Raw genomic sequence first — 861 nt, 5'->3', positions numbered from 1 at the left:
AGAACGTGAACGATATTTTTTTGTCCAAACCGGGTTTGTGATGACATTGATCCGGAATGAGCAGGAAGTATTATCCAAGCGATATCACTCGTGAACAGTTTGACCAAGTTCGTCCCCTGTTGGAGGGCAGTCGCAAGCGCACCAATCCAAGGAAGGTCGACTTGTACGACATCTTTTGCGCAATCCTTTACCTACTCAAGAATGCAGCGACCTGGCGTGCCCTGCCGTCGGACTTTCCACCAGTGAGCACGGTGCGTTACTACTTTGATACCTGGACGCGCATTCCCGATGACAGTCACATGAGCCTGCTTGATCAGGCATTAAAAAAATGTGGTGGAGCAAGAGCGCAAGAGAAATGGGCGGCTGCCCTCGACGAGCTTTTGCATCGTGGACGCGCAAAGCGTCAAGAATACCGATACGGCCCGGCACAAGGGCTATGACGCTGGCAAGAAGGTCTCCGGCATCAAGCGGCATATTGCCGTGGATACGCAAGGCCTGCCACACGCCATTCTGGTCACGACCGCTGAAGTCAATGATCGCAATGGGGCATTGCTCATGTTTATAGCCCACGATGATAGGCTGGCTCAGGTCAAGCAGGTACTCGTCGATGGTGCCTATACCGGCGAGCGATTCGAGGATCTGACTTACCAGACACTTGGGGCCAGGGTACAAGTGGCCAAGCGCAATGAACTGCACACGTTTGCTGTCATCCCACAGCGCTGGGTGGTCGAAAGGTCCTTTGCGTGGCTTGAAAAGTGCAGAAGGCTATGGAAGAACTGTGAGCGAAAGCTGCATACCAGCGAACAGTTTATTGTCCTCGCGTTCCTCGCTCTCCTGCTAAAAAGATACTGAGCACGCTCT

Annotated in this window: 1 protein-coding gene; it reads left to right on the top strand. The window is 53.0% G+C overall.

The features are described from left to right. Positions 1-56 precede the first annotated feature (56 nt). Positions 57-852 (top strand): IS5 family transposase gene (locus FH061_RS30160; protein WP_151639505.1). Its coding sequence is split into 2 segments (ribosomal slippage): positions 57-323 and positions 325-852, totalling 795 coding nucleotides; the frame shifts between segments, so codons are not numbered across the junction. Positions 853-861 lie beyond the last annotated feature (9 nt).

Source organism: Noviherbaspirillum aerium, from assembly GCF_008929045.1.
Lineage (GTDB): Bacteria > Pseudomonadota > Gammaproteobacteria > Burkholderiales > Burkholderiaceae_D > Noviherbaspirillum > Noviherbaspirillum aerium.
This window is presented reverse-complemented; position numbering and strand designations above follow the sequence as displayed.